Genomic DNA, 23,208 nt, shown 5'->3' on the forward strand with positions numbered 1-23,208 from the left:
ATAGTTCACTTATCATTTTCGTTATTTAGGTCATATATGGTAAATATGACTTATCTTTTTTGGGAGTCTGTGTCTGTATTCCATGCTACATAAGCTTTTCAGCTGGCTTGTCCCCCTGTCAGCTAATTCTGTCCATTCAAAAATTTCTCCTCCTTCGGAAATAAACTCACTCACCAAGAAAATGTGTTCGCCAAAAGCAACTCGACAAGGATAGTAGTATCCATCCCGATCCTTCTGTAAAAAGACCGTTATTCCTTCCCAATCTCCTTCATGATTATTAAATCCTTCGTGATCGTACCAATTGCTATGGGGATAGTGAAAATAATAGTTAATTGCTAATTCTTTAATTCCTGTTTTTTTGTTATCTATTTCTAAATTATCATTTTCAACGATTGAGGCATAAATTTTAGCAGGAGTTTTTTTACTTCGACTGTAAGCACCTTTGATATCGGTTTTAAATTGACTAAGATCTAAGTAATCATCTGCATTTCCTCTATCCTTAATAGTGGCTTTAGTTTCGGCTTTCCAAGTATTCTTGTTAACATCAAAAGGAACTTGATATTCTTCCTCTGGCTCAAAATTCAAAATCGGAGTAAAATAGTTAATTAAACCTTGTTTCGTCAGTTCTCTACTGTCGATCACTTTGTTTTGACTGTCAGGAACTTTGATCCTAAAATTTTTGATAGTAACTTCAGGACGGTCAGCAATAAAAAGAGTTTTTAGATAAATATCTTCGCCTAATTCACCCTTGTGTAATTTATTTAACTTAAACTCAATTTCTTCAACAACAGCTTCTCGAGGGACAACAAATTTGTCGATGGTGATCTGGTAAATACCTGGTTCTCGAAAACGAATCGATATTTTATCATCATATCCTGATGCTTCATAGCTAGAAACAGGTCTATTATAATCATCTGAAATCTTAATGGAAACCTTATCACTGAGCTTCCACTTTCTAAATCTTTTGATTACATCAAAATTTTCTAAATCTACACCTAGACGGAGATAATATTCGCCTTTTTCCTTAACTTCTACCGTCCAATTAACTGTAATTTCCTTATCTACTCCTGCGGTTGCCCACCAGCGATCGATCCCTAATTTGGGTGTACCATCTGGTTGAATGGGGCTAAAATAATTATCAATTTTCTGCTCTGTTTGAGATTGCCTAATAGCCGGTTGTGGAGTTTGAGCCACGACAGAAGCGCTATATTTAGCATCAGGCAGACAGTAACTCAACAGAAAAACGCCACAGAGAGAGAGTGCCAGCAGCTTTCTCAAGAATTCCTCGCCAATAATGGCAAGAAATGCCCCTAAAGCCACCCAAAACCAACGCAACCGAGTTTTCACGCTTCGACCTCCTGACAATTTGGCTCTCCATGCCACCGAGAGATAGCTAGTTAACGGCTCATTGTATCACCAAAGCCCTCGAAGCAATCTTAAAGCTCCCCTAGCCATAACAATTTTTTAACACTCCCCAGCCTAAAGTCTTGGGGATTCTTGGTTCACCGAGATTACTTGCTTAGACAGAATTTCTCCTGAGAAAGTAGAGGCATTCTCGACAAGTGCGCGGGGTTTTAGCCAACTGTACTTAGGGGCAAGTGTCATAAATCCACTGATCTATTAGTTATGATTGAGCTAAAGTTCTTAAAGTAGAGTTATTATTCACCTTATGTCTGAACCGCAGTATCCTGACTTTACCGCGCATGGCTACCAAGTGATTGAGCAACTTGGTCGCAACCCTTCTGCTGGCAGAGTATCATACAAAGCATTAAGTATTAATACTGGACAAATTGTGGTGATTAAGCAATTTCAGTGGGTAGGAGGAAGTAGCACTCTTGATGGGGAGAGACAAATTGAGAGGGAGATTCAAACTTTGCGGAGTCTCCATCATCCAAAAATTCCTAGTTATTTAGATGACTTTAAGACTGAATCTGCTAGTTTTTGTATCGTCCAAGAATTTATTGATGCACAAACTCTATCAGAAAATAATGATTTTACACCACAAGAGATTAAAAGTGTTGCTATTCAACTTTTAGAGATTCTTGTCTATCTTCAGAGTTTACTTCCTCCGATTATTCATCGAGATATTAAGCCCGAAAATATCCTAGTTGACGATAACTTAAATGTCTATTTAATTGATTTTGGATTTGCCAAAATTGGAGAAGGAGAGGCAACGGCATTAAGCAGTATTGCTTTAGGAACTCCTGGTTTTATGTCTCCTGAACAAGTAAATAATCTTCCTCTCACCGAAGCAACGGATTTATATGGATTAGGTGCTACCTTAATTTGTCTGTTGTGCAAGATTCAATCTAAAGATTTTGTGGATATAGTAGATTATAACCTTCAGATAGATTTTAAAACTCGTGTCTTTCATCTAGCTTTCTCTTTTATTGAGTGGCTAGATAAGCTTGTAAGACTTAACCCAGATCAAAGATTTCCTAACGCACAAGAAGCTTTAAATGCGCTTCTTCCCTTGGAGTTAATTCGGATTCCTGAACTTCATTTGAGTAGAAGTAGTTTTGCTTATGAAGCTAAGCGTTTAGGAGAAAAAATAATTCAAACCATTGAATTGAATAATCCAATTCCTGAGACAGTTTTAGAAGGATCTATTTTATCTTATCAGCAAAAAGAATCTCGCCGTCATGATTGGTTAACTATTTTTTATCCTAAAAGTAAAAGATTTAAGGGGAATCAAACCTCATGTACTTTTGAGATAGATACCGGTAAGCTAACCGCTAATAAGGTTTATCAGCGTACAATTATTTTTGAAAGCAATGCTCGTCAGAATAACACACCATTTAATATTAGTATCAAAACTGCCCCGTTGCCCAAGCCTATATTACCTCCTTATTTACTCTTAGCTGGAATATATCTTATTTTTACAATTGGATCGGGATTTGTTTGGATACAGGACAATCTTATCCTTCAATTGAGCATTACAATTTTAGCAGCATTAGCCGTTCTTGGAATGGATTCTATTTTAATATTAATAGGTACAATGGCAATAATGTATTTAGGTGCGATAGTAGGAACTATGATGGCATTCTTGCCTGATTTTATTATAAGTTTAGCTACAAGTTTGGACATAATTAGAATAAATATTGCTATGCCTATGAATCGGCATGGGTATCTGTTTCCCACATCTGCATCTCTTGGTCTTCTCTTTGGCATCTGCCATGCATTCGTATTGGTGGGTAATACTAATAACCCAAACTCCAAAAACGAAAAAAAGATAATAGATGAAACTTCTTTTGTTTACATTGCTATTTGGCTTGTTTACTTAGCGGTTACATTCACTTTTATCTTACCCTATTTTATAGGGAATACATTTCTTCCAATGCCCGTCTTACACTGGGTTTCATTTGGGTTATTAGATCTTCTGTTCATTACAATATTTAAAATATTTTTGGGATATTTATTTGGGGCTTTTTTTTATTTACCTCTATCACTTAATCGACATATATTTTATATGTTTCTTTCAAAAAGATTGAGATTTTTCTTACTTCCAATGGTTAATCTCAGCTTTGCAAAAAAAGGTTACACCAACAAAATAGTAATTCTTCTATATTTATATCTAACAATTGGACTTGCTATTGCTTCAGGTATTGGCTCACAAGTTGGTTGGCATAATGTTTATATTCTAACAACTTTGCTAATTACTGGTATTCCTTTGTTAATACTATTGCTATTTCCGCCCATTTATTATGGTCGAATAATAACTAAATACAGCAAGAACATCTACTAAAGTTAAAACCAATAACCAAGAGGTCATCAAGCTATGGAAAACAGCTATTATCATACCAATTTACCAAACTTTGAAGACTATGGCTATCAAGTTGTCAGAGAGTTAGGAATAAATAGTTTAGGAGGAAGAATCACTTACCAAGCTATAATGACTAGAACTCAGACTCCCGTTGTTATCAAACAATTTAGATTTTGTAACTCCAACGCAAATTGGACAGCATATAAAGCAATTGAACGAGAGATTGATGTTTTAAAACAATTAAATCATCCACAAATTCCTCGTTATCTCGATCATTTTGACTCAGGCAATGGATTGTGTTTAGTCCAAGAATTTGAAAATGCTCAACCCCTATCTAATCCTCGTAGTTATAATCCAGAACAAATCAAAAAAATAGCTATACAATTGTTAAATATATTAATTTATTTACAGGACAAAACAGGATACCCTGAACCAATTTATCATCGAGATATTAAACCAGATAATATTTTGCTAGATGATCAATTAAAAGTTTATTTGATTGATTTTGGCTTGGCAAAGATAGGCAATAGAGAGGTAAATAATAGCAGTATTTTTGCAGGTACGCCCATTTTTATAGCACCGGAGCAATTTTTAAGAAAAAGATTAACAAAAGCCTCTGATTTATATGGATTAGGCTTAACTTTAATTTGCTTAGTAACGGGCATAACGTCTGATAAAATTAGTGAATTACAAGATCAATATAATGACTGCAAAATTCGCTTTAAACATCTCGTTCCCAAATTGAGTTTACAGTTTATTAGCTGGCTAGAAAAAATGGTAGAGCGAAACGTGAAAAAACGCTTTCAAAATGCTCAAGAAGCATTAGAAGCATTGAAACCACTCTACTTAATTCGCTCTCCAATAGTCCAGCTTAGTGCATCAGAATTAGAGTTAACCGCCAACGAAATAAATGAGAATATTACGTCATCCATTACAGTAATTAATGAAATCCCTGACACTATTTTACAAGGAGAGTGGTCAATTGGATCTCATGAAAATGACGTTGATTCAAGAAATAGTCATCCTTGGATTACAATTACACCTGATGCTTTTGAAGGAAATCATCATGAATTTAGTGTTACTGTTGATACTAGCCATTTGATGGCAGATAAAATATATGAACGTGAGCTTATTTTAAGCAGTAATGCTGACGAAAAATCCAAGAAATTAAAGCTTATTATTAACACGGCTCCTCTACCTATTGAAAAAGTCAGACAGCCCCCTTATTTTCTTTTAGCTTTAGTGTTACTTTGGTTTATATTTTGTGTAAAAATTTTCCTTTCAGACTACATTCCGAAAACCTTTACATCTACATCTGAAAAGTTTTTGATCCCATCCACACTTAGAAGCAATAATGATAATTTTGTTCTTTTTATTAACATTTATGCCATTGCTTTTACATCAGGTATTGTTGGATCTCTATTGCCATTATTTCAAGTTTGGAAATTTTGGCAACCAAATTTACTTCTCTTTCCATTTTCACCGTATTTTTTCTTTTGGTTACTTTGGATTTGGCCTATAATTATCTTTTATATTTGTCAGATATTCTTAGAAATTGGATCGCTTTATCCTCTAATAATTCTCGTATTACTAACATTCGGTTGGGTTTTTTTGGAGGTAGGTATATTTCCATTTATAGGAGCATTACTAGGAGAATTTTATACTTTATTGATGATTCAACTAGCTTCTAATTTTGAAGAAGGAGCGATAGGCTTTATCAAAGGTACTGTTATCGCTTCAATTACAAGTGTATTGCTTTATTCAACAGAATTAAAATTCAAGAATAAGCAAATTGACAAAGGCTACATCTTTATCCTGTTAACGATAGGATTAGGTATTGCTATTGGTGCTGGTTCAGTGGTTGGATGGTTTAATCCTTATGTCCTATTAGCATTAGCTTTGACAAGTTTTTTGTTGATTTTTATGATACTATATCCACATATCAACAGGGCTAGATTAGTTAATCAATATCGTCACTGGGAAAAGCGAAATGCCAATAAAAAATGAAGTGCATCAACTGGAAAGCTTGACGAAGGAAAGCTGATCATTTAAAGTCCGAGGTTGAAGAACGAGGCAAATATATTAAAACCGATATTTGACGAAATTGGCCAAAAAATTTAGCTGACAACTAAAAGCCATTTTTAAGCTTGCACAGCCTTGCTTCGATTGGAACGACCGCGCCACCAAGCTAGTAGGGTACTAGCGATAAAAATACTCGAATAGGCCCCGGCTACGAAGCCAATAATTAAAGCTAGGGCGAAATATTTTAAGGTGCTGCCACCAAAGAGAAAAATCGCCACCAGAGGCAATAAAGTGGTCAGGGTGGTATTAATTGAACGAGTTAGTGTTTGACTCACCGCATTATCGACAATTTCATCCACGGATAATTCGGGGGTATTGACAAAATTTTCCCGAACGCGATCATAAATTACCACTGTGTCGTTAACAGAAAAGCCCACAATTGTCAAGAGGGAAACCAAAAATAAACTATCCACTTCTACCCCCGCAATTAAGCCTAAAACCGCAAAGACCCCTAAAGTGATCAAAACGTCGTGCAGCAGGGCGACAATGGCAAAAAAAGCGTAATCCCGTTGAAAACGAAAGCTTAGATAGACAGCAATGCCAAAAAATGACACTAATAAAGCTAAAAATCCCGACCTAAATAATTCTTGACCGATGGTGGGACCGACGGTATCGATTTGACTGGTTTCGGGGTCAAAGGCACCGATTTTCTGGTTTAAGGTGTCGAGTAATTTTGTTCTCTGTTCTTCTGCGAGGGTTTTCGTCCGCACCGATAAAGTATATTTATCCAACACCTGCACACTACTGTTACCCAATCCTTCCTCGTCTAAAATCACTTGCACTTCGGCAGTAGTTAAGGGTTTCTCACAGTTATTCTTTTTGGCACAGGCTAATTCTATCTGAATTCTCGTACCACCAACAAAATCTAAACTCGGTCGCAAAGGCGCTTGAATAGTGAACCAAGAAATTACCATGGCCAAAATACTACCAATCGTCAGCAGGGCCGAGACTGTCCACCAAAAATTACGCTGTTTTGTAACGTTAAATGCCATATTGATTAAGTAAAAAGTAAAAAGTAAAAAGGAAAAAGGAATTTGGGGAGTAGGGAGTGGCAATCGGTGGGTTACGGCGAATATGAAATTATTGGTTAACAGCATAACTTGTCGTCGCCTAACCCACCCTACTGATTTGCCGGTAAATTAGGGCAGAAAAGTTCGGGTTTTTGACGGACGCTGGGGACGTTTAACACGGTGATTAACAGGAGAGTGCGACTACAGGTTAAAGCGGTAAACATACTCACAGCTACCCCAATGGCTAAAGTTAAAGCAAAACCTTTGACTAATCCTGAACCCAACCAAAATAAGGCAGCACAGGCGATTAAAGTAGTGACATTACTATCAAGAATACTGGAAAAAGCCCGATAAAATCCCGACTCTACTGCCCGAAATAGGGATTTTCCGGCCCTTAATTCCTCCCGGGTACGCTCAAAAATTAGTACATTTGCATCAACTGCCATGCCGATACTGAGGATAAATCCGGCAATACCGGGTAACGTCATGGTGACTCCCACTAAGGCAAAAGCCCCCAGAGAGAGAATAGTATAGATAATCAGGGAAACATCGGCAATAATACCGGGTAAACGGTAATAAACCGCCATGAAGATTAAAACTAACAGTAAACCCACTAAACCGGCGTAGATACTGCGACGGATGCTATCCTGGCCTAAAGTTGCCCCGACGGTGCGAATTTCTTCCACTTTAACGGGGAAAGGTAGAGAACCACCGCGCAATTGAATCGCTAGATCGTTGGCAGTTTCGGCGGTAAAATTACCGGTAATCACGGCCCGGCCTCCTGTAATTCCCGTTTGGGCAAACTGCACATCAACCACAGGGGCGCTAATTAATTCATTATCGAGGAAAATCCCAATACTGCGACCAGTACCTGCGATCGCTTTAGTCAGTTCGGCAAATTTACTGCCCCCTTCCGAGTCGAAGGTAATGGCCACTTCCCAGTTAGTCCCTTGGGTGGAACTAATGGTGGCATTTTGCAGATTTTTTCCAGTTAAGTCCACCGATTCAAATAGATTTAAAATCGCCTGTTTAGATTTTTGCAGAGATTGTTCTAGTTCGGCAATTTTAGCGGCATTTTCGGGTTTATTCTCGGCTTTGAGGGCGGCTAATTCCGCTTTTTTTTGTTGAAAAATTGAATATTCAGCCCGGAATTCTCCTTCTGTACCTTGTTTTTGCTGACGAAATTCTAATTGGGCCTGAACATTTAAGTTTCTCTCCGCTTCTTTGGGATTTGTGACCCCGGGTAGTTGCACGATTACCTGATTTTTACTGTCCACAGTCTGCACTAATGATTCAGAAACACCCAGGGCATTAACGCGGTTTTCAATCACATTTTGTACGGCTTTTAAATCATTAGGTTGAATGGTTGTGACGGTTTCAGTGGGTTTAACCTGAATGGTTAATTGACTACCACCGCGCAGGTCTAAACCTAATTGTAGGGGTAACTTAATCAGGACGAAGATCGAGGCAATAACCAGGCCGATGATCAGTAACAATAACCAATTTTGTCTCTGCATAACTTCAGTATCAAAAGGAGAATTTTTTAAATGCGATCACCGACGATTTTTTGGACAGCTTCGACAATTTGATTAGGTTGAATAATCGTCAATCTTTCTAGATTACCGTTATAAGGTGTGGGGATATCTTGGGAAGATAATCTTAACACGGGGGCATCTAATTCATCGAATAACTGCTCGTTAATTAAAGCAATTAACTCGGAAGCAATTCCTGCCGTTTTCATACATTCTTCCACGATAATCACCCTGTGAGTCTTGCGAATCGAAGCGGCGATCGTCTCCATATCAAAGGGTTTCAGGGAAATTAAATCGATAATTTCTGGATCATAGCCATCTTTTTCTAACTGTTTTAATGCCTGTAAACAGTGATGACGCATCCGCGAATAGGTGAGAATGGTGATATCTTCTCCCTTGCGAACGATTTCGGCTTTATCGAGGGGTAAAAGATACTCGGTATCAGGTAAATTTTCCTTGAGATTATAGAGAAGAACGTGTTCAAAGAAAAGCACGGGGTTATTATCTCTAATCGCCGATTTTAATAAACCTTTGGCGTTGTAAGGAGTGGAACAAGCGACAATTTTTAGTCCGGGTACCGCGTGAAAATAGGCCTCTAAACGTTGGGAATGTTCCGCACCTAATTGTCTGCCCACACCCCCCGGACCACGGATAACCATGGGTATTTTAAAATTACCGCCGGAAGTATAACGTAACATCCCGGCATTGTTGGCAATTTGGTTAAAGGCAAGCAGAAGAAAACCCATATTCATGCCTTCAATAATCGGACGCAATCCCGTCATGGCTGCCCCCACTGCCATGCCCGTAAAACTATTTTCAGCGATGGGAGTATCTAAAACCCTTAAATCGCCATATTTTTTGTAGAGATCTTTGGTAACTTTGTAGGAACCACCGTAATGACCCACATCTTCACCTAAAACAAATACTGTCTGGTCGCGGCCCATTTCCTCATCGATCGCCTGTCGCAAAGCATTAAATAATAGGGTTTCTGCCATATCAAGTCCCCGCTTACAATTCGGTCATCTTATCACTAAACTTATTATCTTACCCCTTTTCTGGCCCGAGGGAATAGGAAGTGGGGAAGTGGGGAAGTGGGGAGGTGGGGAGGTGGGGAAGTGGGGAAGTGGGGAGAATAAATAAAAGTAGGTGGAGAACGTAGGTTGGGTTGAAGCATGAAACCCAACGCCCGATTATGTTACGCTACCGCTAACCCATCCTACAAATAATTTTGCCTCCCTACTGATGAATAAAAACAATTATGACTATAGATAATAGTCTATTCTAGTTCCCGACAATCGGCCGGCAAAGAACTAAGATCAAGATCAAGCAATCCCCTACCGTTAAAGCTAATGAAATTACCCCGTCTTGCCACTTTAATCATTGGTCTGAGCTTTATTTTCGGATTAATGTTGTGGTTAGTCAACTCTATCTATCGTCTTTACATCCAGATCGCCTTTACCGCTCCTATCTTAGCTAATATTCTGCTTTTGCTCATTATCGGACTGCTGGGCTTGCTGATCTACATTCTTTTGTACTACTTTTATCTGCTGCCCCAGCGCCAAAAAAGTCGCCGCGGGTTGCGTTCTTCCTCCCGTCCACCCCTAAAATTACCGGTAGAAAAAACCGAGGCCGCCGGGGAAACCTTAAAAGCTATCCGGCAACAAGTGGAGCAAATTCAAGATAAAGTAACCCAACAGGTTTTTATTAAGCGTTCCCAAGAAATTGAGCGAAGTTTAGCCAGAAAAGAAGTTAAAATCATTGTTTTCGGCACGGGATCGGCGGGAAAAACCTCCCTAATTAACGCCCTCATCGGTCAAATGGTGGGCAATGTGGAGGCAACCATGGGAACCACGGAAAAAGGGGAAACCTATAGTTTAAAAATGAAAGGTGTGAATCGGGAAATTCAAATTACCGATACCCCCGGCATTCTTGAAATTGGTGCAGCTGGAGGTCAAAGGGAACAGTTAGCGCGACAATTAGCCACGGAAGCAGATTTACTTTTATTTGTCATCGATAACGATATTCGACAATCGGAATACGGCCCTTTGTTGCGTTTAATTGATATTGGTAAACGCTCTCTCTTAGTCTTTAATAAAATCGATCTTTATAGCGATGAAGATCGAGACATTATTTTAAAACAATTACGAGAACGTCTAAAAGGAGTGGTCCTTTCAGCCGATATTATTGCCGTCGCCGCTAATCCCCAACCAGTACAGTTAACCGGTGGACAAATCATCACACCGGAACCAGATATTTTAGCTTTAATTAAACGTTTGGCTTCAGTTTTACGGGCCGAAGGGGAGGATTTGGTGGCGGATAATATCCTCTTACAATCCCAAAGATTAGGAGAAGAAGCTAGGAAAATTATTGATCGCCAACGTCGTCGCCAAGCTGATAAAATTATCGATCGCTATCAGTGGATCGGTGCGGGAGTGATTGCGGTGACTCCCTTACCAGTGTTCGATCTGTTAGCAACGGCGGCGGTTAATGCTCAAATGGTCAGGGAAATTGGTCAAGTTTATGGCTGTGAAATTAACAGCGATCGAGGCAAGGAATTGGCTCTATCTTTGGGCAAAACTCTAGTTAGTTTGGGAGTGGTAAAAGGAGCAGTAGAATTATTAGCCAGAATCCTACAATTAAATTTCACTACCTATATAGTCGGTAAGGCAATTCAAGGGGTCAGTGCCGCCTATTTAACCCGCATTGCTGGCAAAAGTTTTATTGAATATTTCCGTCACGATCAAGACTGGGGTGACGGTGGTATGACGGAAGTGGTACAAAGACAATTTCAACTCAGTCGCAAGGAAGAATTTATTAAGTCTTTTGTGGCCGATGCGATCGGTAAAGTGGTACAACCTTTTCAGGATGATTGGCAGCAAGAAGAAGTTTTAGAAGCTAGTTGCGAGGATGATTGGTAAAGATCGAACCCGGGAGCAATAGGCAAAATTGTATAGTAATTGTTACAATCGTTTTGGGGTTCCACAAGGGCAAAAAAAAGATGCGACAGCAAGTTATCGACTGGTTAAAAGAAAACGTCAACGAACACCGTCTGCGACATATTCTCGGTGTGGAGACCATGTGTATTGATTTAGCTCGTCATCACCATCTCGATCCCGTCCAAGCAGGGCAAGCGGGATTACTACACGATCTGGCTAAATTTTTCAAGCCCAAAAAACTGCTAAAAATGGCGGAATCGGCGGGAATAGACGTGGATAATATCTGTTTATCCCATCCCCACTTACTCCACGCCGATGTCAGTGCAATTGTCGCCCAAAAAGAATTTAACGTTACCGATGAGGAAATTCTCGAAGCAATTCGCAATCATACCCTCGGTAAACCCAATATGAGTGATCTTAGCTGTATAGTCTTTATTGCCGATGCCTTGGAACCCAATCGCGGCGATACACCCGAATTAAACGCCCTACGACAACTCAGCTATCAAAATCTCCATAAAAGCGTTCAACAAACCTGTGATTATTCCCTAAAATATCTTTTAAGTAGCCATTGTCCCATTCATCCCCGCACCGTGCTAACGCGCAACTGGGCGTTACAAATTGTTAAAGAACAACCAACAAAAACTAAAACCATTGATTAACATAATCTCAAGACTCGCTTAAAACCACCTCAGCCAAAGGATAACTACAACCTGAATGACCAATCCCACTGGAATTATTACCCCCGTCGCCGAAAATCTCAAGACCGAAAATTTTCTAGAGACAATTGTTACCGCTGCCGAGGACAAGAAAGCAGGGGACATCGCCATCCTGAAAGTCGCCGATATCTGTTATTTAACCGATTATTTTCTGATTATTACCGGCTATTCTACCACTCAAGTGCGAGCGATCGAGGATGCGATCGAAGCTGCCATGGAACTAGAATGGCAGCAATCCCCCCGACAAGTGGAAGGAAAAAGCGAAGGTAGCTGGATCCTGATGGATTATGGCGATATCATTGTCCATATCTTTTTACCAAAAGAGCGAGAATTTTATAATTTAGAAGCATTTTGGGGTCATGCTCAACGGATTCCTCTACCTAGCGACCATTTAGAGGAGTAGAATCCATGAAATCCTCCCTTGATTTCTGTCCCGTCCCGGAAGAACAGCAACCGGTTAACGAGTACGAACAATTAAAAGAATCTTGGTTTTTCCGTTGGGCGACGCTAGATGTAGCCTCTTATACAAAAAAAATTGTCTGGTTATGGTTATGGACATGGTTAATTGTCGGACCGATTGCCGCCGCTAGTTTTCCCCTCAAAAAGGCCCCTTTTCTCTTCCTCTGTGCGGGGATTTTTGGCTCGACAATTTTGGTAGGATTGGTGTTATTGCGCTTGTATCTAGGCTGGATCTACGTTTACGATCGCTTGCAATCGGAGAAAGTATTTTATGAAGAGTCGGGCTGGTACGATGGCCAAATCTGGACAAAAACCGCCGCCATTTTAACCCGCGATCGTTTAATCGTCTCCTATCAAATCCAGCCCATTCTCCAGCGTTTACAAAAAACCGCCCTGATTCTAGGGGCAATTGTCGCTATCAGTGGTCTTTTCTGGCTATTTTTCACTCACTAACCGCAACCAATCACCAATCTGAATGAATAGGGTAAAACGTTCACCAACCCACCGCTTAGAAATTCATCTCCTCCGGGAAGGTATTATTGAATCGGTTCATAATGTCGAGGCCGCTATTTGCGATGACCGCGGCCGGGTATTATCCACCGCCGGCAGCGCCGAAACTAGCGCCTTTATTCGTTCGGCCCTGAAACCTTTTCAAGCACTGGCTGTCATCAGTACCGCCACCCTCGAACGCTACGATCTCAACGATAAGGATCTAGCCATTATCTGTAGTTCTCACCAAGGCACAGTGGAACACGCCCGTCAAGTCTTTAATATTCTCTGGCGCGCCGATATCGATCCTAATGCCCTGCAATGTCCCCTCCCCGAAGGTAAACCCAGTCGCCTCCAGTACAATTGTTCTGGTAAACACGCCGGGATGTTAGCGGTGTGTCAACAGCGTGGCTGGCCGTTAAATAGCTATCTGCGGCGTTCTAGTCAGATACAGAAGCTAATTCTCAGCAAAATTGCCGAATTATTGGGGATGCCGGGGGATGAATTAATCAGCGCCCACGATGACTGCGGCGCGCCCACCTATTCAATGCAGTTGGGGCAAATGGCCCATCTCTACGCCCAGTTAGCCTCTGGCAACCGTTTAGACTTAGAAAGAATCGTCCGGGCGATGACCTATCACCCCCGCATGGTAGCAGGAGAAGGGGCTTTTGACACGGAATTAATGCAGGTTAGCCAAGGGGAAATCGTCAGTAAAGCCGGGGCCGAAGGGATTCAATGTATCGGGCGCGTCGGTGAAGGTTTAGGATTAGCAATTAAAGCCCTAGATGGTTCCAAACGGGCTAAATATGCCGCCGCTTTGCAAATTCTCAAACAGTTAGGCTGGATTACTCCTAATGTGGCCGAATCTCTCTCGGAAAAATTCCTTAAAATCGGCAGTTATACCCGCTTGGAAGTGGTGGGAGAAATGGCTTTATTGTAAATAGTGGGTTGACCAAGGGTAACACATCAAAAACTTTTCTTTTTGGTGTGTTAGGGCAGTATTTGAATCTTGATTTTTTTCCTCAAAAACTGAACTTCGGAGTACAATACAGATGACTAAATTAATTCAAGAAACTTTCGAGCAAATTGCACTGCTTTCTGAAGAACAACAAGATAGCCTAGCAACCTATCTAAAAAAACACCTAGCTGAATTTTTAGAAGAAGCGGAAAAAGAACGACGAATTGCAGAAGGGACTTATACCATAAGTGATTTTAACGAAAAAACTCAACAAGCTATTCAGAATATTGAAGAGCAAAAAAACTTAACTGTTTGCCAAGATCAAGTTGAACTGTATCAGCAGCTAGGAATTTAATGTTATTACCCATTTTTGAAAATCGCTTTAAGAAAGATATTAAACGACTGCAAAAACGGGGAAAAGATATGACCAAACTGAAAAATGTCATTGATAAATTACTTCAAAAGCAAGAACTAGAACCTAAATACAAAGATCACGCTTTGATGGGAAACTGGAATGGATATAGGGATTGTCACCTAGAACCAGACTGGCTTTTAATTTATAAAATCACAGACACCCATCTTTTTTTAGTGCGCTCTGGTTCCCATGGGGATTTATTCTAATATTCGGTCAATCGTTTAAGTAGAGCTTGCTGAATACAAATGTAAGCTCTGCTAGAAAAGGGTTTTGAGCTTTTTTTCCAAAAAAGTGCCAGGAACAAACGTTGAGAAATCGCTCCGAGAGACTCAAAACCCTTGTACTTTTTTCGGCGAACGCAAAGTAATCAAAGAGCGATAACACCAGTTAATGGGCAATTTAACCTATTTTTGTGGTTTCTTTTTCGATAGAATGATTGCGTTTTACTTGGCGTTTTATTGTCGCACCAACACCGAGTATTCCTAGAGAAAAGAGTCCTAAAATTGATGTGGGTTCGGGAACTTGTATAAGGCGTGTATAAACTACCTCAACATCAACAGGTAAATCTATAAAGCCTACCTCTATAAGTCCTGGTGATTGTTCTTTTCTTTTACTAGAACTTACATCAACGTTAACGGAATCCGTAAAATATGGAAACAAATCTTTTCTTTTACTAGAACTTACATCAACGTTAACGGAATCCGTAAAATATGGAATATAAAATGCATCTGTTCCTAAAGATTCAAATGACAGATTTTCAGATACATTAGTAATATAAAAGTTTATACCCTGAGCAGAAGCATTCATGGCAGCTAAAGCATCTTCTTCAGTAAACACATCAAATAGTGGAGGTGTACCATAGATATCATTTACTGTTCCTCGTTCAAGAATAATATTGTAGGTTTTTGAGATACCCGTACTTGGCAAAGTAAAAGACACTCCATTTACACCTTTGATTACACCAGGACTTGAAAATACAAGTTCAACGGCCTGACTTGGTAAACTAACAATACAGGTTGTTATCCCTACCGTAGCAATAGGTACAGAGAACAGGGCGCAAAAACGAAGAAACTTCATAAAAAAACTCTATCAGTAAAATAATTAATGAAAGTGTAAATAAATCAAAATTTACTTTCAAGACCCATAAAAGCCCTATAAAGAAATATAAAGACACTAAGTTTGCATTTTGCGCTATAATATCAGGCAATCCTGACTTAACTCCCTGTTTAAAATCATCCTATGAACTCATTCGATATTCAATCTTTTATAATAACTATTGATGAGCTTGTTTTCTCCCATACAGGAGAACATTTAGACGATCTTCAGCATGAAATCTTAGAGGGAGTTGTCAATCATCAAAAATACGCCGAAATAGCTCAAAAAAATCATCGTTCTCAGAAATATATCAAGGAAACAGCAGGTAAATTATGGAAAACCTTATCAGAAATATTAGGAGAGGAAGTCAGTAAATCAAATTTAAAATCTAGTTTACAAAGATATTATCATTCTAATTTTTCTAATGTTATCAATAGTATTCAAATTAACAAGGGTAATATCTGTACAGGGCTATCAGAAAAGGAATTAAAGCAGTCTAATATTTATCAACAAGCTAAATTAGAAACCATCCCCGAATTAATCAAAGAAGGATTAACTATCGAACAAATTACTAGAGCTTTAAAACTTCCCATAGACTTGGTGCGATCGCAATTAGAAGAATTTGAGTAAGTCCCCGGCAACATCACTTATAATATAGTTATCTTATTATTACCCTGAGCCAATATGAAAGTAAATGTTATTTTAGAACCAAGCGAGGAAGGAGATTATAATCTTTCTGTTCCTTCTCTCCCCGGTTGTATTAGTGAAGGACATAATCTCGAAGAAGCTTTGAGCAATATTCAAGAAGCTATGGAACTTTGTCTCGAATTAGAGGAAAAAGAAAGACGAATTGCAGAAGGTAATTATACGATAAGCGATTTTAACCAAAAAACTCAACAAGTCATTCAGAATATTGAAGAACAAAAAACCTTAACTGTTTGCAAGGATGAGGTTGAACTGTATCAGCAGCTAGGAATTTATTGTCATTAATCTCTAGAGTCAGCGATTCCCTCTGTAGTCATGTTTTTGCTGGTTTTCTGCCCCGAAACCAGCTATAATGCTCGAAAGGTGAAAAGGGACTAAAAGCGCTGATTGAGTTAATCCGCGATGGTAAGGTGAGTCTGCGCTATCTAGTCTCGTCGGGGGCTTTGGCTACTGGGGTTGAGATAAACTAGATTTAATAACTGAAAATCCGGGGTAATCACTCATGTTACAATCCCTAAAAATTGAAGGCTTTCGCGGGTTTCAGAATTTTGAGATGGCCAATCTTGGTCGAATTAATCTCTTAGTGGGTAAAAATAATAGCGGTAAAACTTCTATTTTAGAAGCGATTCAGTTTTTGTATGCTCAGAATAATATAGATATATTTCTTGAAACTATTAGCTATAGAGGTGAGTTTGGTTGGTCAGAAAGTAATCTACCTAGTCGCACTAAAGTTTTTGAAATTTGTCATTTATTTCCTGGGCATGAAATCATCCCAAGTAAAAAAATTATCATCAGTGGATATGGCAAATCCTATCTAGCAAGTGTTACCATTTCTGTTGAAAGCATTCCTATACAACTATCTTTATTTTCAGACAAAAATGATGATATAAATCAAAATAATGATAACAATTTCGACGATGAGGAATGGGGTAAACTTATTTTAAGTATTGGATGGATTGGCTCACAAAAACCTATTGAAATGGAACTTCTTGCCAACGGTACTCTTGCCAGAGATTCTATAAGAAGAATAGCTAGTTTAAGCAGAATTTCCCATAAAATAGGTATTGATAATAAAATTAAATTGAAGTTCTTAACACCATTTTCTCTAACAAGTTCTGATATGGCAGCACTTTTTGATAACATTGTTCTCTCTCCTTTAGAAGATTTAATTATTGAATCTTTGAAAATTATTGAGCCAAAAATTGAAAGAATAGCCATTGTTGGTTCTGGCAAGTATTTAACTTCAAATAACCTAGGTGTTAGAGGTGGGTTTTTAATCAAAATTAAAAATCATGATCAACCTATACCTATTGGCAGTTTAGGCGATGGATTTTGGCGAATGTTAGGATTAGTTTTAGCAATGGTTAATCTTGAAAATGGAATTTTATTAGTTGATGAAATTGATAGCGGATTGCATTTTACTGTCATGACTGATATGTGGAAAGTAGTCTGGGAAACCGCCAAAAAACTCAATATTCAGGTATTTGCCACCACTCACAGCCGCGATTGTTGGCAAAGTTTAGCCGAATTAATTACCGAAGAAAAAATTACCGATAACGAGATTACTATTCAAAGGATAGATAGGGAAAAAAGCCAATCTGTAATCTTTGATCCAGAAGAAATTGTTATTGCTGCTACAAGTAATCTTGAGGTGCGGTAACAATGCCTAAAATAGAGACAAAAAAGTTATTAGTGGAAGGTGCAGAGGAATTGAGAGTTATTCCCCAATTAATGGCAGCAAATGGAGTTACTTGGAATAGAGGGGAAGAACCATTGAATATCATAAATTGTGATGGTGTTGAAAATTTACTAAAACCTAAATATATCTCTACGCAACTAAAAACTCCTAACGGACTAACTCATTTAGGAATTATTATGGATGCGGACGAAGAACCTGATAATCGTTGGAAAAGTTTATATAATGCCTGTTTACCAAATATACCTAGCTTACCTCAAAATTTACCAGCAGCGGGATTAATTATGACTCTAGAATCGGGGATAAAATTCGGTGTGTGGATGATGCCAGATAATCAATCTAGAGGGATGTTAGAGACTTTTTTAGCCTATTTAGTTCCCGATAATAATCTTTGGCAATATACACAAAACAAGGTGATAGAGGCAAAACAACAGGGGGCAACCTATAGAGATTATCATCTAGATAAGGCTAATATTCATACCTATTTAGCTTGGCAATATCCGCCGGGGAAACAACTTCACGATGCAGTAAAACAAAGAATACTTAATCAATCCCATCCCCAATCGGCAAATTTTTTGAGATGGTTACAGGAGTTATACGAGATTTGATAGAAGTATGGATCGAAATGGGAATGACAGCCCCATAATATTTCTCTGTGCTTTGTTAAATAAAGCCTCTTTCAAAAAGACTTAAATTAATCGTGCCGCGGGGGTTTATTGGTCGCAGAACCCGCCGGAACGACCTTGGAGGTGGGGGGGATACCTTTGAGGGAAATGAGCGTATTCATCACCGTTTTTGCCACTGGAGCGGCAACAGTGGAGCCAAAAGTATTGGCACCCTTGGGTTCATCCACCACCACCAAAACCACATAACGGGGCGATTCGATCGGTAAAATCGCCACAAAACTGGTAATTTTGGCGTTAGGTAGATAACCCCCCGTCGGACTAGCTTTTTGTGCGGTTCCCGTTTTGCCTCCGATGCGATAACCGGGGATTTGGGCCGCTACCCCCGTCCCCTTGCTGACGACGGTTTCCATCATTTCCACCACTTGCCGGGCCACGGTGGGAGAAAAGACTTTTTTGCTGGGATAACCGGGCCGCCAGTGCAAACGGCCGCGGTCGTCGGCTAATCCTTTGATCACATGGGGAGTTACTAAGGTGCCACCATTGGCCAGCGCACCGTGCAACTGTACTAATTTTAAAGGCGTTAGGGATAAACCTTGACCAAAGGAAGCGGTGGCCGATTCAATGGCATTATCCAGAAATTCTTGTTCGGGTTTGAGATATCCTGCCACTTCTCCGGGTAAATCTACGCCAACCCTTTGATTTATTTCCAATCCTAATAAACTTTTATAGAAATCAACTCGCCCCATTTTTTGGGCAATTTGCACCATGGCCACGTTACTAGAGGTTTGCAGAACTCTGGCCATATCTAGCGCCCCATAACCCTGTTTAGAGGCATTTTTAATCGTCCAGGGACCGACAGTAATTGCCCCCGGATCATTGACTACCGTACTAGCTTTAATTGCCCCCGCTTCCATGGCCATGGCGACAATAATTGGTTTAAAAGTTGACCCCGGTTCGTACTGATCGGCTACGGTCCAATTTTTAAATAGAGCCACATTGGCTTTATAGTATTCGTTGGGGTTAAAAGTTGGCTCACAAACTAGGGCTAAAAGAGAACCATCAAGGGAGTCCATGACGATGACGGCTCCCCGTTTAGCATTAAATTTTTTTAGCTGTTCTCGTAGGGCCGTCCGCGCCGCTCTTTGTAGTTTTAAATCGAGGGTTACTTCTAACTGTAATTCATCAAATTGAAAGATACCATGGGGAACAAAAGCTGGTAAAATTCGCCCGTCTCCCATGCGTCTTGTATTGACAGAAAAGGGATCTCTTTCTAATAACTGACTGGAACCTCTCTCTAATCCTGCTTGACCACGATGTTCTTTATCTACATAGCCAATCACGTCGGCTGCCACATCGTCTTGGGGATAATAACGAGCGTACTTTTCCTCTAATTCTACACCGTCAAGAGATAATTGTTTTAAGCCCCTAGCCACGGATTCGGTTAATTGATTGGCTAAACGAATTCCTGTTTCTTTTTCTTTAAATTTTTGAATCAGTTGATTACTGGGAATATTTAATAAAGGAGCTAATTTATCAGCCACTTCTGCCGGCGGAATCGCAAACAGTTTTGGGTGTACATAAAGAGTATAAATCAAGCGATCGGTCGCCAAAACATTACCATTACTATCGACGATCGCCCGTCGGGGAATATAGGGTCTAATACTGGTAGTTTGCTGTTGTCTGGCTCTTTTTTGCAACTCCTGTCCTTGTACTATTTGCAACTGGTACAATCGCCAAGCTAAACCCACAATACCCATGACTAAAATCAACCACACCGCCACCAATCGCCCGTTACTCAAAGGCCAATTTTTTAACTTTTTTTGCCGTTTTTTGGCGTTTAAATAGGACTTTCTGTCCCGGATCCTGCCAGAGGGCGATCGAGTTTTTTTACCTCTAAATCTGGGTCTTTTTGTGTCAGTCATGAGCAGTATCTTTCAGTAACCAGTGAACAGTAAGCAGTAACCAGTGAACAGTAATCAGTAAGCAGTAACCAGTGAACAGTAATCAGTAAACAGTAAACAGTAAACAGTAATCAGTAATCAGTAAACAGACAGTAGGAAACTTCTATTTAATACTGCACACTTAAAAACTCACATCTGATAACTGATAACTGATAACTGATAACTGATAACTGTTAATAGGCACTTCTCGGTCGAGAATTGACGGTAGATTGGGGTTGAGAAGCGTTGGCAGGTTTCAGGTTAGGGGCAGATTTACGCTGTAAAAAGATAGTTTGGAAGGGTTGGGGATGAGTTAATCCGGTTTCGGGTTTTTCTGCTTGTTGAGCTAGTTGATGTTTAAGGGTTTCATTGGTGGACAAAAGATGGCGCTCGTGACGTTGCAGTGTTTCCAGTTTACCAAATTCTTTGTCCCAAACCTTGGGAATATATACCGTCCAAGCATATATTCCCAGAGTCGAACCCAACAGACAAAAAGTAATCACGGCCACTATTCTTTCTAGGAGGCAAAGGGAACGTAATTGACGCGAGGCTAATTGTTTTTGTGTCGGGGCCACGGGAACTCTCGCCACCGATTTAGTCGTCGGTTTGACGGTGGGAGTCGGGGAGGATTGAGTAACTGGTTTAGTAGTGGGGTTGGGGGGAGTTACCCGCGACTGGGGACGACGTTGACTCCCTTGGCTTTTTTGGCTAGGAACGGGAACGGGAATATAGGACTTATGGGCAGCAGACATGATTTTCTCTCAATATTTCTAGCTAGTTGTCGTTGTCAAAAATTAAGTTTCTAAAATTAGGAGTCGGTCATCAGTAGTCAGGAGTCGGTCGTCAGTGGTTCGTGTTATGCAATGGACGGGGTTATAAGGGATGAAACCATTATATAGAAAGACATGGCTGCGATTTTTGTCAATTGTTTTCGCTCTAAAACGAACTAATCAATTAAGTCTCTTGCCAGATAAGAATTTAGTCGATTTATGCCATCCGATCGAACCATGCCAAGTAACGAAGAACCATATTTAATTGATCACTGTTGCCTTTTTTCCTTTTTACTTTTTCCTTTAAAATCACTGTTCTAGTTCTAGACGTAAACGATATAAAATAGTTTGCGGATGAACTTGAGCGAGAATTTGATTGATCACCGTACTCGGTCCGGATGCCCCCCAACTACAACCGCGTTCTAGATAGATTTTAGCGGCTTTCCCGATGATATAGGTTCCATAAGCGGCAATTGCTCCCTGTAAGAGAGCGGTGCTACCGTAGAGGGTTAAAGAGGTGGGATTTTCAAAAATACTCGCCGCTGCCGCCGCCGTTTTGCCCAAACCGATAATCACAGTGCTGAGGATTTCCCCCACCAGCAACCCCGCACTACTCAAAAGTAGAGTCCGCCAGAGTTGACCAGCTTGGTGACTGGTAATCGGCAAGCCGTACAAACGAGCTAAAGCCCGAACTAGAGTTAAATCGACGATTGAAGCCCCTAGTAGGTCTAAAATAGCGATCGGATTGGCCGCAATCGCTAAAGCCTTATATTTCGCGTATTGCCAGATAATTTCCTCCGCTTGACTGTCCCGGAGTTCCAGGGTTTTTCTAGCGATATTTTCCTCCGCTTCTTGCCCTTGCACTAGAGCATTTAAGGCCAGCAGCGATCGCCCTTCCCGATTTAAAATCGTTAAGAGTTTATCTTGCAGCTCCTCAATTTGGGGGGGAGGGGTTTCCCACTCAGTCACCACGCACCCATCGGGGTATTCCACCCGGACGGGAATCGGTTGCGGTTCGGCGGCTACCATAACTATCTCATCGCTAGTTAACAAATCTTCTAACGTTTTTTCGTCCCGATTGGTTCCTAATCTCTGTAACTGCTGAAAAATCTGGCGGCGATCGGCTTCCGGATAGAGATCAATCTTATTAAACACCAAAATGATCGGTTTTTTCGCCTGGCGCAATTCTGCCAAGGCCTCGTATTCAGTGCGGGTAATATCCCCCGCGACGATAAATAAAATTAAATCGGCACTTTTAGCGACTTCTCTGGCCATATTCGCCCGCGCTTCCCCTTCAATCTCATCCAATCCGGGGGTATCGATTAATTCTATCTGAATTTTACCCGTGGCTGGTGTCCAACGCACCGATCGCGGCCAGCGTGTCACCCCGTGCAGGGGTCCGGTTGCCAGGACTTTTTGACCGACTAAAGCGTTTACCACCGAGGATTTACCGCGACTGACTAACCCGAAGGCTGCCACCCGAATCACTGTTTCATCCAGTTTATGCAAGGCCGATTTTAGGGACTGCAAATCCTGTTTAACGGCGGCCTGAAGTTGGGGATCGGGGGGATAATTCCAATGGCGGCGAAAACTGGCATACCAAGTTAAAGCCTGTTGTAAACTAGCTTTAGCCTGATTGTAATGAGTTTCCTCGAGGGATGGGGTCTTGGTCACGGTTGATTTTTTTACTGTTTATTGATGCTGCTGCTGCCTTTATTGTAGAGTTTCGGGGCGGTAACTGAGACGCGGTTATTTGGGGTTAGGGGAGGTGGGGAAGTGGGGAGGTGGGGAAGTGGGGTAGTGGGGTGGTGGGGAGTTGGGGAAGTGGGGAAGTGGGGAAGTGGGGAGCAGGAGAGATGGGGGAATTTCAACTAACTGAACTTCCCCCATACAGAAATACTAAAAAATTAACAAAACCCTTACTGCAGGTCGCTTCTCAGAAAAAATTGAAAAGAGGCTACTGGGTACATTTTTCCCTTGAAAATGGCTGTACCGTTGACTGTATCTGGAGTAGAG

23 protein-coding genes and 1 pseudogene are annotated in these 23,208 nt (G+C 40.4%); 16 read left to right on the plus strand and 8 right to left on the minus strand.

Annotated features, from left to right (window positions below):
• Window positions 1-30 precede the first annotated feature (30 nt).
• The gene (locus tag IM500_RS22085) at window positions 31-1,347 is read right to left on the minus strand and encodes a hypothetical protein (RefSeq protein WP_287739535.1); all 1,317 of its coding nucleotides are present in this window, start codon (window positions 1,345-1,347) and stop codon (window positions 31-33) included.
• A 322-nt stretch (window positions 1,348-1,669) separates the two neighbouring features.
• Between IM500_RS22085 and IM500_RS22090 the strand changes: the two genes are divergently transcribed.
• Entirely contained in the window at window positions 1,670-3,745 is a 2,076-nt protein-coding gene (locus IM500_RS22090; RefSeq protein WP_287739536.1) for a serine/threonine protein kinase, read from the plus strand.
• 33 nt (window positions 3,746-3,778) lie between these two features.
• The gene (locus tag IM500_RS22095; protein WP_287739537.1) at window positions 3,779-5,770 is read left to right on the plus strand and encodes a serine/threonine protein kinase; all 1,992 of its coding nucleotides are present in this window, start codon (window positions 3,779-3,781) and stop codon (window positions 5,768-5,770) included.
• Between the two features lie 134 nt (window positions 5,771-5,904).
• On the opposite strand, the gene secF is transcribed toward IM500_RS22095, so the two are convergent.
• The 3 genes from secF to IM500_RS22110 all read right to left on the minus strand — a co-directional run bounded on the left by secF (window position 5,905) and on the right by IM500_RS22110 (window position 9,382).
• Complete coding sequence (gene secF / locus IM500_RS22100; protein WP_287739538.1) at window positions 5,905-6,837, minus strand: protein translocase subunit SecF; 933 nt, start codon at window positions 6,835-6,837, stop codon at window positions 5,905-5,907.
• A 128-nt stretch (window positions 6,838-6,965) separates the two neighbouring features.
• The gene (secD, locus tag IM500_RS22105) at window positions 6,966-8,372 is read right to left on the minus strand and encodes a protein translocase subunit SecD (RefSeq protein ID WP_061432536.1); all 1,407 of its coding nucleotides are present in this window, start codon (window positions 8,370-8,372) and stop codon (window positions 6,966-6,968) included.
• A gap of 26 nt (window positions 8,373-8,398) precedes the next feature.
• Window positions 8,399-9,382, minus strand: coding sequence for an alpha-ketoacid dehydrogenase subunit beta (locus IM500_RS22110; protein ID WP_002763149.1), 984 nt, complete (start codon window positions 9,380-9,382; stop codon window positions 8,399-8,401).
• Window positions 9,383-9,736: 354 nt separating this feature from the next.
• Between IM500_RS22110 and IM500_RS22115 the strand changes: the two genes are divergently transcribed.
• The 7 genes from IM500_RS22115 (at window position 9,737) to IM500_RS22145 (ending at window position 14,566) form a co-directional block, all read left to right on the plus strand.
• The gene (locus IM500_RS22115; RefSeq protein WP_287739539.1) at window positions 9,737-11,305 is read left to right on the plus strand and encodes a YcjF family protein; all 1,569 of its coding nucleotides are present in this window, start codon (window positions 9,737-9,739) and stop codon (window positions 11,303-11,305) included.
• An 80-nt stretch (window positions 11,306-11,385) separates the two neighbouring features.
• A complete protein-coding gene (gene yqeK, locus IM500_RS22120; protein WP_190718160.1) occupies window positions 11,386-11,982 on the plus strand; it encodes a bis(5'-nucleosyl)-tetraphosphatase (symmetrical) YqeK in 597 nt (198 codons plus the stop codon).
• A gap of 55 nt (window positions 11,983-12,037) precedes the next feature.
• Window positions 12,038-12,442 (plus strand): ribosome silencing factor, encoded by a 405-nt coding sequence (gene rsfS, locus IM500_RS22125; RefSeq protein ID WP_002739249.1) that lies wholly within the window; start codon window positions 12,038-12,040, stop codon window positions 12,440-12,442.
• Window positions 12,443-12,447: 5 nt separating this feature from the next.
• On the plus strand, window positions 12,448-12,951 hold the full coding sequence (locus IM500_RS22130) for a CGLD27 family protein (protein WP_193960826.1): 504 nt from the start codon (window positions 12,448-12,450) through the stop codon (window positions 12,949-12,951).
• A 22-nt stretch (window positions 12,952-12,973) separates the two neighbouring features.
• Complete coding sequence (locus tag IM500_RS22135) at window positions 12,974-13,927, plus strand: asparaginase (RefSeq protein WP_287739540.1); 954 nt, start codon at window positions 12,974-12,976, stop codon at window positions 13,925-13,927.
• 112 nt (window positions 13,928-14,039) lie between these two features.
• A complete protein-coding gene (locus IM500_RS22140; protein WP_002763159.1) occupies window positions 14,040-14,300 on the plus strand; it encodes a hypothetical protein in 261 nt (86 codons plus the stop codon).
• Window positions 14,300-14,566 carry a type II toxin-antitoxin system YafQ family toxin gene (locus IM500_RS22145; RefSeq protein ID WP_002763162.1) on the plus strand — a complete coding sequence of 89 codons (267 nt, stop codon included), beginning with the start codon at window positions 14,300-14,302 and terminating at the stop codon, window positions 14,564-14,566. Before IM500_RS22140 ends, IM500_RS22145 begins: the two co-directional genes overlap by 1 nt.
• Window positions 14,567-14,759: 193 nt before the next feature.
• Here the strand turns inward: IM500_RS22145 and IM500_RS22150 are convergent, their stop codons facing one another.
• Window positions 14,760-15,437 (minus strand): PEP-CTERM sorting domain-containing protein, encoded by a 678-nt coding sequence (locus tag IM500_RS22150; RefSeq protein ID WP_287739541.1) that lies wholly within the window; start codon window positions 15,435-15,437, stop codon window positions 14,760-14,762.
• A gap of 162 nt (window positions 15,438-15,599) precedes the next feature.
• On the opposite strand from IM500_RS22150, the gene IM500_RS22155 reads away from it, so the two are divergent.
• The 5 genes and pseudogenes from IM500_RS22155 (at window position 15,600) to IM500_RS22170 (ending at window position 18,464) form a co-directional block, all read left to right on the plus strand.
• Window positions 15,600-16,085 carry a helix-turn-helix domain-containing protein gene (locus IM500_RS22155; protein ID WP_287739542.1) on the plus strand — a complete coding sequence of 162 codons (486 nt, stop codon included), beginning with the start codon at window positions 15,600-15,602 and terminating at the stop codon, window positions 16,083-16,085.
• 54 nt (window positions 16,086-16,139) lie between these two features.
• Window positions 16,140-16,445: a type II toxin-antitoxin system HicB family antitoxin gene (locus IM500_RS22160; RefSeq protein WP_190718151.1), complete on the plus strand. Its 306-nt coding sequence runs from the start codon at window positions 16,140-16,142 to the stop codon at window positions 16,443-16,445.
• A gap of 83 nt (window positions 16,446-16,528) precedes the next feature.
• Window positions 16,529-16,618 (plus strand): annotated as a pseudogene (locus tag IM500_RS24630) (divergent PAP2 family protein); the annotation flags it as partial.
• A gap of 44 nt (window positions 16,619-16,662) precedes the next feature.
• The gene (locus IM500_RS22165) at window positions 16,663-17,820 is read left to right on the plus strand and encodes an AAA family ATPase (protein WP_190718148.1); all 1,158 of its coding nucleotides are present in this window, start codon (window positions 16,663-16,665) and stop codon (window positions 17,818-17,820) included.
• A 2-nt stretch (window positions 17,821-17,822) separates the two neighbouring features.
• Window positions 17,823-18,464 (plus strand): DUF3226 domain-containing protein, encoded by a 642-nt coding sequence (locus IM500_RS22170; protein WP_190718145.1) that lies wholly within the window; start codon window positions 17,823-17,825, stop codon window positions 18,462-18,464.
• Between the two features lie 86 nt (window positions 18,465-18,550).
• Here the strand turns inward: IM500_RS22170 and IM500_RS22175 are convergent, their stop codons facing one another.
• Both IM500_RS22175 and IM500_RS22180 read right to left on the minus strand, forming a co-directional pair.
• On the minus strand, window positions 18,551-20,404 hold the full coding sequence (locus IM500_RS22175; protein ID WP_190718142.1) for a peptidoglycan D,D-transpeptidase FtsI family protein: 1,854 nt from the start codon (window positions 20,402-20,404) through the stop codon (window positions 18,551-18,553).
• 212 nt (window positions 20,405-20,616) lie between these two features.
• Complete coding sequence (locus IM500_RS22180; protein ID WP_190718140.1) at window positions 20,617-21,174, minus strand: hypothetical protein; 558 nt, start codon at window positions 21,172-21,174, stop codon at window positions 20,617-20,619.
• A 130-nt stretch (window positions 21,175-21,304) separates the two neighbouring features.
• Here IM500_RS22180 and IM500_RS22185 point away from each other — a divergent pair, with 130 nt between their 5' ends.
• Window positions 21,305-21,457, plus strand: coding sequence for a hypothetical protein (locus IM500_RS22185; protein ID WP_190718136.1), 153 nt, complete (start codon window positions 21,305-21,307; stop codon window positions 21,455-21,457).
• A 44-nt stretch (window positions 21,458-21,501) separates the two neighbouring features.
• Here IM500_RS22185 and IM500_RS22190 read toward each other — a convergent pair whose 3' ends face one another.
• The gene (locus IM500_RS22190) at window positions 21,502-22,866 is read right to left on the minus strand and encodes a GTP-binding protein (RefSeq protein WP_190718133.1); all 1,365 of its coding nucleotides are present in this window, start codon (window positions 22,864-22,866) and stop codon (window positions 21,502-21,504) included.
• A gap of 110 nt (window positions 22,867-22,976) precedes the next feature.
• Between IM500_RS22190 and IM500_RS22195 the strand changes: the two genes are divergently transcribed.
• On the plus strand, window positions 22,977-23,208 hold a 232-nt coding region (locus tag IM500_RS22195), incomplete at its 3' end, for a hypothetical protein (RefSeq protein ID WP_287739543.1).

Source organism: Microcystis sp. M179S2 (assembly GCF_020245805.1).
Taxonomy (GTDB): Bacteria; Cyanobacteriota; Cyanobacteriia; order Cyanobacteriales; family Microcystaceae; genus Microcystis; species Microcystis aeruginosa.

Excerpts from the sequence above, each read along its gene's own strand:
- IM500_RS22090 (WP_287739536.1), top strand. The coding sequence starts at position 1,670 with ATGTCTGAACCGCAGTATCCTGACTTTACCGCGCATGGCTACCAAGTG.
- IM500_RS22095 (WP_287739537.1), top strand. The coding sequence starts at position 3,779 with ATGGAAAACAGCTATTATCATACCAATTTACCAAACTTTGAAGACTAT.
- secF (WP_287739538.1), bottom strand. The coding sequence starts at position 6,837 with ATGGCATTTAACGTTACAAAACAGCGTAATTTTTGGTGGACAGTCTCG.
- secD (WP_061432536.1), bottom strand. The coding sequence starts at position 8,372 with ATGCAGAGACAAAATTGGTTATTGTTACTGATCATCGGCCTGGTTATT.
- IM500_RS22110 (WP_002763149.1), bottom strand. The coding sequence starts at position 9,382 with ATGGCAGAAACCCTATTATTTAATGCTTTGCGACAGGCGATCGATGAG.
- IM500_RS22115 (WP_287739539.1), top strand. The coding sequence starts at position 9,737 with ATGAAATTACCCCGTCTTGCCACTTTAATCATTGGTCTGAGCTTTATT.
- yqeK (WP_190718160.1), top strand. The coding sequence starts at position 11,386 with ATGCGACAGCAAGTTATCGACTGGTTAAAAGAAAACGTCAACGAACAC.
- rsfS (WP_002739249.1), top strand. The coding sequence starts at position 12,038 with ATGACCAATCCCACTGGAATTATTACCCCCGTCGCCGAAAATCTCAAG.
- IM500_RS22130 (WP_193960826.1), top strand. The coding sequence starts at position 12,448 with ATGAAATCCTCCCTTGATTTCTGTCCCGTCCCGGAAGAACAGCAACCG.
- IM500_RS22135 (WP_287739540.1), top strand. The coding sequence starts at position 12,974 with ATGAATAGGGTAAAACGTTCACCAACCCACCGCTTAGAAATTCATCTC.
- IM500_RS22140 (WP_002763159.1), top strand. The coding sequence starts at position 14,040 with ATGACTAAATTAATTCAAGAAACTTTCGAGCAAATTGCACTGCTTTCT.
- IM500_RS22145 (WP_002763162.1), top strand. The coding sequence starts at position 14,300 with ATGTTATTACCCATTTTTGAAAATCGCTTTAAGAAAGATATTAAACGA.
- IM500_RS22150 (WP_287739541.1), bottom strand. The coding sequence starts at position 15,437 with ATGAAGTTTCTTCGTTTTTGCGCCCTGTTCTCTGTACCTATTGCTACG.
- IM500_RS22155 (WP_287739542.1), top strand. The coding sequence starts at position 15,600 with ATGAACTCATTCGATATTCAATCTTTTATAATAACTATTGATGAGCTT.
- IM500_RS22160 (WP_190718151.1), top strand. The coding sequence starts at position 16,140 with ATGAAAGTAAATGTTATTTTAGAACCAAGCGAGGAAGGAGATTATAAT.
- IM500_RS22165 (WP_190718148.1), top strand. The coding sequence starts at position 16,663 with ATGTTACAATCCCTAAAAATTGAAGGCTTTCGCGGGTTTCAGAATTTT.
- IM500_RS22170 (WP_190718145.1), top strand. The coding sequence starts at position 17,823 with ATGCCTAAAATAGAGACAAAAAAGTTATTAGTGGAAGGTGCAGAGGAA.
- IM500_RS22175 (WP_190718142.1), bottom strand. The coding sequence starts at position 20,404 with ATGACTGACACAAAAAGACCCAGATTTAGAGGTAAAAAAACTCGATCG.
- IM500_RS22180 (WP_190718140.1), bottom strand. The coding sequence starts at position 21,174 with ATGTCTGCTGCCCATAAGTCCTATATTCCCGTTCCCGTTCCTAGCCAA.
- IM500_RS22185 (WP_190718136.1), top strand. The coding sequence starts at position 21,305 with ATGAAACCATTATATAGAAAGACATGGCTGCGATTTTTGTCAATTGTT.